General features: G+C 59.9%; 7 protein-coding genes and 1 tRNA gene. 6 read left to right on the top strand and 2 right to left on the bottom strand.

Going from position 1 to position 6,919, the window contains the following annotated elements; genetic code table 11:
* The first annotated feature begins 109 nt into the window (after window positions 1-109).
* Window positions 110-1,918 carry an aminopeptidase P family protein gene (locus OO12_RS02230; RefSeq protein ID WP_034157002.1) on the top strand — a complete coding sequence of 603 codons (1,809 nt, stop codon included), beginning with the start codon at window positions 110-112 and terminating at the stop codon, window positions 1,916-1,918.
* A 268-nt stretch (window positions 1,919-2,186) separates the two neighbouring features.
* Here OO12_RS02230 and OO12_RS29255 read toward each other — a convergent pair whose 3' ends face one another.
* Complete coding sequence (locus tag OO12_RS29255) at window positions 2,187-2,318, bottom strand: hypothetical protein (protein WP_268747908.1); 132 nt, start codon at window positions 2,316-2,318, stop codon at window positions 2,187-2,189.
* Between the two features lie 70 nt (window positions 2,319-2,388).
* Between OO12_RS29255 and OO12_RS02225 the strand changes: the two genes are divergently transcribed.
* From OO12_RS02225 to OO12_RS02215, 3 genes are all read left to right on the top strand, one after another.
* Window positions 2,389-2,463: transfer RNA gene (locus OO12_RS02225), tRNA-Thr, on the top strand.
* Window positions 2,464-2,639: 176 nt separating this feature from the next.
* Window positions 2,640-2,879 (top strand): helix-turn-helix domain-containing protein, encoded by a 240-nt coding sequence (locus OO12_RS02220; protein WP_034157001.1) that lies wholly within the window; start codon window positions 2,640-2,642, stop codon window positions 2,877-2,879.
* Window positions 2,876-3,613 carry a type II restriction endonuclease gene (locus OO12_RS02215; RefSeq protein WP_052215442.1) on the top strand — a complete coding sequence of 246 codons (738 nt, stop codon included), beginning with the start codon at window positions 2,876-2,878 and terminating at the stop codon, window positions 3,611-3,613. The genes OO12_RS02220 and OO12_RS02215 overlap by 4 nt, the downstream gene beginning before the upstream one ends.
* On the opposite strand, the gene OO12_RS27355 is transcribed toward OO12_RS02215, so the two are convergent.
* Complete coding sequence (locus tag OO12_RS27355) at window positions 3,606-4,709, bottom strand: DNA adenine methylase (RefSeq protein ID WP_082006288.1); 1,104 nt, start codon at window positions 4,707-4,709, stop codon at window positions 3,606-3,608. The genes OO12_RS02215 and OO12_RS27355 overlap by 8 nt on opposite strands.
* 250 nt (window positions 4,710-4,959) lie before the next feature.
* On the opposite strand from OO12_RS27355, the gene OO12_RS02210 reads away from it, so the two are divergent.
* Window positions 4,960-6,525 (top strand): DUF389 domain-containing protein, encoded by a 1,566-nt coding sequence (locus OO12_RS02210; protein ID WP_034157000.1) that lies wholly within the window; start codon window positions 4,960-4,962, stop codon window positions 6,523-6,525.
* 124 nt (window positions 6,526-6,649) lie between these two features.
* Window positions 6,650-6,892 carry a helix-turn-helix domain-containing protein gene (locus OO12_RS02205; RefSeq protein ID WP_034156999.1) on the top strand — a complete coding sequence of 81 codons (243 nt, stop codon included), beginning with the start codon at window positions 6,650-6,652 and terminating at the stop codon, window positions 6,890-6,892.
* Window positions 6,893-6,919 lie beyond the last annotated feature (27 nt).

Genomic DNA, 6,919 nt, shown 5'->3' with positions numbered 1-6,919 from the left:
GTGGCGGCGGATGTGGCGGGTGCGGCGGCGGCTGAACCGGGACAGTCGCCAAGCCGCGCCGGGCGGTTTATGGATGGGCAATCAACAACATCTCGCCCGGATCTCCCCCATGTCCAACTATGCCGACCGCCTTTCCGCCCTTCGCGAACAGCTGAAGCGCGACCGTCTCGACGGCTTCGTCGTACCGCTGACCGACGAGCATATGAGCGAATATGTCGGCGCCTATGCGCAGCGGCTCGCCTGGCTGACCGGATTCCAGGGATCGGCGGGCAGCGCGGTCGTCCTGCCCGAACAGGCAGCGATCTTCACTGACGGGCGCTACACGCTGCAAGTACGGCAGCAAGTCGATGGCGATCACTGGCAATTCGTCTCGGTCCCCGCGACCAGCGTCGCGGGCTGGCTCGGCGAGCATGCCGCGCAGGGCGGGCGGATCGGTTACGATCCCTGGCTGCACACCCGCGCCTGGGTCGAAGACGCGAGGAAGGCCCTCGCCGCGCGCGGTGCCGAGCTGGTTGCGGTCGACACCAACCCGATCGACGCTGTGTGGCCCGATCGCCCCGCACCGTCCGACGCACGCCTCGTGGTGCAGAATGACGCGCAAGCGGGAGCCTCATCCGCCGCGAAGCGCGCGGAGATCGCCGACTGGCTGGCCGAGCGCAAGGCCGACGCCGTCGTGTTGACCGCGCTCGATTCGATCGCCTGGACACTCAACATCCGCGGACAGGATGTCGCGCATACACCGGTCGCGCTGGCCTATGCGATCGTCGATAGCGACGGCACCGCTGACCTGTTCGTTGCCCCGGACAAGATCGACGACGCGGTCCTCCAGCATCTCGGCAACGCGATCCGCGTCAAGGATCGCTCGGCGTTCGCGGCGGCGCTCGGCAGCTATGCCGGCAAGCGCATCGCCGCCGACCCCGAGCGCGCGGTCGCGGCGATCTTCGACCGGCTCGAACAGGGCGGCGGTAAGGTGCTGGCGCTGCGCGATCCGGTGGTGCTGGCCAAGGCGACCAAGAACCCGGTCGAGATCGCCGGCCACCGTGCTGCCTCCGCCCGCGACGGCGCGGCGCTGGCGCGTTTCCTGCGCTGGGTGGAAACGGAAGCGCCCAAGGGCGGGCAGACCGAACTAAGCTGCGTCGCCAAGCTGCAGGAATTCCGCGAAGCGACAGGGGTGCTCAAGGACACCTCGTTCGACACCATCTCGGCCACCGGCGGGCACGGCGCGAGCCCGCATTATCATTCGACCCCCGAATCGAACGCGGCGCTTGAGCCCGGCCAGCTCTATCTGGTCGATTCGGGCGGGCAATATGCCGACGGCACCACCGATGTGACACGCGTGCTGCCGATCGGCCAATTGAACCCGGAATCGGGCGAGGAAATGCGCGACCGCTTCACCCGCGTGTTGAAAGGCCATATCGGCCTCGCCACCGCGATCTTCCCGCGTGGCACCAATGGCGGGCAGCTCGACGGCTTTGCGCGGCGCCCGCTTTGGGAAGCGGGGCTCGATTACGCTCACGGCACCGGCCACGGCGTCGGCGCCTATCTCTCGGTACATGAAGGCCCGCAGCGCATCGCCCAGCCCAATTATCCCGGCGGCGGCCCGAGCGAGCCGCTGCGTGCCGGCATGATCATTTCGAACGAGCCCGGCTATTACAAGGCGGGCGAGTACGGCATCCGCATCGAGAATCTGATCCTGGTCGAGGAACGCGAGATTGCCGGCGGCGATGCGGCCATGCTCGGGTTCGAGACATTGACCTTCTGCCCGATCGAACGGTCGCTGATCGTGCCCGAGATGCTCACCTCGGCCGAGCGCGGCTGGCTCAACGCCTATCATGCCAGGGTGCTGGAAATCCTAGGGCCGCAGATGAGCGGTGACGAACTGGAATGGCTCGAGGAGAAATGCGCGCCGATCGGCTAGGTGGGCCGTCTCGGCTACCCCGTGTCGCAACGATACCGACCGCGCCTTGCCCGAAGAAAAACCAACGCTGTTAGGTTGGATTTTCGATGGGAATCCTTCTCTTTTTCTCAATGACCTGCCTCCCATGACCGCTGTTATGCATAACAGCGGTCGGAGCGCCGCAACCCTTTCAACATGAGAAAGAGCGCGGGGAAAAAACCGCAAGGCATTCCGTCCGGCGCCATCCTGTCATGAACCGCCAGCGCCTTGAATCGGCGCCCGGTCCCGGTCAGGCGTCGGGCTCGCGCTTTTCCTCGCGCGGCGGCGGCGTGTCCGCACGCCGCGCCTGTGCCTTGCGCCGCTTCAGATTCTCGCGCAGCGCCGCCGCCAACCGCGCGGCCTTTTCGTCCTTATCGCTCATAGCGACACCTTCGCCTTGACAATCCAGCCGCCCTCGTCTCTTAGGCGCGCTCCGATCGCAAGACCGGAATGCTGCCGTAGCTCAGTGGTAGAGCGCATCCTTGGTAAGGCTGAGGTCGTGAGTTCAATCCTCACCGGCAGCACCATTTTTTGAATAACTTAGCCAAATTGGCCTTCGGGCACTTCACCGGCGAGGTACCGGCACGGGACGCCGCGCGCCTTTGGCTGCGCTGATCGACACGATTTAGTCATGGGCCGGCCAAGGCAAAGCCGTGACCATCAGTCTGTGGACTGTCAGTCACTCCCACGCGATTCGTGACCGATGAATGAAGCAGACGCCGCAATCCTGATTGCTTTTGGCAAGCGCCTGCGCATGGTTCGCGTTCGACTCCAAATATCGCAGGAGGCCCTGGCCGAACTCGCCGATTTGGATCGCACGTACATTAGCCTCTTGGAACGCGGGAAACGCAACCCAAGCTTGGTTTGCGTTGCAAGCCTTGCCGGTGCGTTGAGTGTAACAGTTTCCGAACTGTGTGATTTTGCCGGGAGCGAAATTGCATGAATGCGCTGACAATCGACGGATTCCGCCGAAACTTCTTCAACCTAACCGAAAACTGGTCGTGGGAGGTTCAGGGTTTTCTCGACTCGAATTCGTTCGTTCATCCAATAGATTCCGATACGAAGGTTATTTCGACTATTTTCGAACGGATGGCTGCCCCGGCGTTGCGAAGCATAGCCAGGGAATTTGGCTATCACGTGGAGTTGGCGAACCAAACAACGTATCCAGATTTTACGATGACCAATATCATCACCGGACATCGTATCGCTCTCGACATTAAAACCACCTACACGCGAGCGCGGATGATTTTTACTTTGGGAGGTTATAACTCGTTTCTTCGAAATGATACGAAGAACATTCTCCATGCCTATAGTAGCTATACCGATCATTGGGTTCTGGGGTTTGTATATAAACAACTCGGCCACCACACCGAATATGACCTTGAAAACTTGCCGAAGGCCGGCGAAATTACCTGCCCTTATAAAGTTGAGGCTGTATTTATAAGAGAAAAGCACGAACTCTGTGGGTTGAAAGCTGGAAGCGGGAATACGAAAAATATTGGAAGCTTCGTGGGGTCTAAACCAAGCGACTTCCAACATGGCATGGGGCCATTCGCTGGCTTCGCCAAGCCAAAAGAAGCATGCGATTTCTATTGGGCAAATTACGAAGCGTTTTCCCTAGCCATAGGCACTGCCGAGCGACTGGTCGCCCATCCCGACTTTCAACGCTTTATGTAAGCCGCGAAGGTGTGCCGATTATTAAATCTTCGGTAGCATCGAAATTCTTCGACAGAGCGTATTTGTAATCGACCGCAGTGTGTTCGTTTATTATATACCCTGCCTGGCCCAGAACTGCTTTCAGATCGGCAATCGAGGGACGCCCATCGCCACGGTAGCTAATTGCAATTCGAGCCGTCGGCCATCGACGAAGAATGTCGCTAATCTCGGCAAGACCACCGTCAGGTGTCCGCCAGCGCGACGGCTTCAACGCAATGGGCTTATGTGGATACTTGTCATTCCCTTGCGAAAATAGCGCATAGTCAACCAAACCGTCCAGAAAGTGGTAAAACGTCGAGTAATCTACCGGTACATTGGCCTTATTCAAATAGGGAGGATCAAGATATATCAAATCTGGTTCTACCGGCAACTCACCAATATCGTTCGAATTTATGCAATAGGCTACTCCGGCCGGACCTCTGAACTGGCATTTCTGAAGTCTTTTAGCGAGCTTTAGCATATGCGTAGCGAAAGGAGTCTCCCATGTCTTGGCATTTCCGAAACTCCGAGGAACATCTTTCGTACGCATTTCAAGGTTAGCGCGATGAAACAAGTTATATGGACGCTTCATCAGCATCGACTGACCCATCAGATATATTAATAGATCAGCTTGTTCGGGCGGAAATTTCGAAAGATTGGCACAGAACAGATCTACTTGTTCATTTTCTTCGTCAGGAAAATATATACCGGCAAATCTATTGCCAACTACATTCTGTACATCATTATTTGACTCGAAGCACCCTTCGATAAGCGAATTCATATCAAGGCCACCCAACCAATCATTGGTGGCATTAAGGAGAATCTTAGCAGTTGTCCAATTATAGAGCATGTAATCGTTAGCAGTTACACGCTTCCCCATGTACCTAAACATCAGAGAAACGCTGCTGGTTCCACTATAAAGATCAAGGACACTGTGAAAATCGTAGGATTTACATGCTTCATATAAGAACGGCAGCAATTTACGCTTGGAGCCTTGGTAGCGCGTCGAAGGAAATTCGGCGAACGCTTCTTCAGGTGATTGCGAGAAATTGGGAAGATCGAATGCGCGTTGAACCATTTCACATTTCTAACGGAGACGTGACTGGTGGTCAACATCACCCCCTCCCGACGATGCGTCTGCGCAGAGGCATCTTGCCGACCTGACGAGCAAGGCTGTGGCGCCGAAATAGCCATGGCCGCGGGGACAAGCGCGCGCGTTCCTTCCCCTGATCGTCCGACGTCAAAGGATGTCCGGCCCGGCTTTCATTGCCCCGGCGCGTTCCAGATGCCACCCTGACCCGCGACGACCGAAGAGGCAGGGGGCGAGCATGAACGACGCGCGAGAGGCGAGCGACATTCGGGCGGTACAGGACCCACTCGATCGTTTCGTACTGTATCGCTGGTGGCGCCGCGCGGTTGTCGGCAGCGTCGACCATGCGCAGGTGATGGAACGAATCATCGCGGAGAGTGGCTGGTCGCCGCGCTATGGCTTCATGACGATCATGTCCGCCGGCATCGCGGTCCTGGGTTTGCTGCTATCGTCACCGGCGGTGGTGATTGGCGCCATGCTGATCTCGCCGCTGATGAGCCCGATCCTTGGCCTGGGGTTCAGCCTCGCATTGTTCGATTTCGGCGAGATGCGCCGCGCCGTCATCGCGCTGGCCATCGGATCCTGTGCCGCGGTCGCCTTTACCGCGCTAATCGTCGCCTTGTCGCCGCTCCAGGCACCGACCAGCGAGATCATCGCGCGCACCCGCCCGAACCTGTTCGATCTCGCCGTCGCCTTGTTCGCGGCACTGGCCGGGACCTTTGCGATCATCCGCGGGCGCGGCGAGACGATCGTCGGCGTGGCGATCGCGACGGCGCTGATGCCGCCGCTCGCGGTGGTCGGCTATGGGCTCGCGACCGGGAATCTGCCCGTGCTTGGCGGCGCTTTCGCACTGTTCGTCACCAATTTCGTGACCATCGCTTTGTCCGCAACCGTGATGGCGCGCTATTATGGCTTCGGCCACCACCTCTCCAGCCAACAAAGCTGGACCCAGACGATCCTTCTCGCGCTGGTCTTCATCGTCATGGCGATCCCGCTCGGCTTTTCGCTCAGGCAGATCGCAACCGAAGCCGTCACCGTAACGCAAGTGCGCTCCCACCTCTCCGACCGCTTCGGCGCGGACGCGCGCGTGACTCAACTCGATGTCAGTTTCGATACGGCTCCGATCACCGTGCGATCGGTCATCATCACGCCGCGAGCGAACATGCAGCAATCGGCGGCGCTGCAGAAGGAACTCGAACAGCGGCTCGGCCAGCCGATCCGTCTGCGACTCGATCAGGTGTTGCTCGAACCCGGTGCCGGCCCGCTCGATGCACAGCGCGAGGAATTGCGTCAGGCAGGCGAAGCGGCGGCGGCGGAGACCGCGCAGGCCTCCGCGATGACGCGGATGCTGGGGCTCGCGGCGGGCATTGCGCCCGAGACCGTGACGGTCGATCGCGATCATCGTCGAGCGCGCGCGATCGCCGCACCATTGCCCGGCGCGACGATCGCAACCTATCGCGCGCTCGAACAGCGATCGGCGCTGCAGGCCGAAGGATGGGACATCGCCATCACACCGCCGCAAGCGCCGCTGCCGCTGATCGGCTTTTCTGGCGACGCCGATACGCTCGATGCTGCCGCGCGCGAAGCGGTGCTGACCTCGGCCTGGGCGGCGCGGCGCTGGAACATCCGCGCGTTGCGCGTGCCCGGCCTGGCCAAGGAGGAACCGGAGACGCCAGGCCTGTCGCAGCGGCGCGGCCAAGCGGTCGCGGCAATGCTGCGCAGTCAGGGCATCGAGCCGGTTCCCGCACCTGCCGACGGCCCCTCGTTTCGTTTGTCGGCCGCGCCGATTGAACCCGCGCCATGATCGCGCTTCCACCACATCTCGCTGTGGGATAACCGGCGCCCATCATGTCTCGCTCGCTCCACTTCCCGATCGCACGCGCTGTCTTCCCCCGACGCGCAATCCCGGCAACCGCAATAAGGCAGCGATGACGGTGGCACGTCATATCGTCATAACCCTCGACGTGATGATGGCCCGGCGCAAGGTTACCGGGAAGGATCTCGCCGCCCATATCGGCATCACCGAAGCCAATCTGTCATTGCTCAAGCAGGGCAGGGTGAAGGGGGTTCGTTTCGAAACCCTGGTTCGGATTTGCGACTATCTCGACTGCGCACCAGGCGACATCCTATCGATCGAAGAGGCGACTTGTCCGCCAGATATTATTGTTTGACAGAAATAATCCATTATCTTAATTGAT

This window comes from Sphingomonas sp. ERG5, assembly GCF_000803065.1.
GTDB lineage: Bacteria > Pseudomonadota > Alphaproteobacteria > Sphingomonadales > Sphingomonadaceae > Sphingomonas.
The sequence above is the reverse complement of the archived record's forward strand: the minus strand, read 5'-3'. Positions and strand labels throughout refer to the sequence as shown.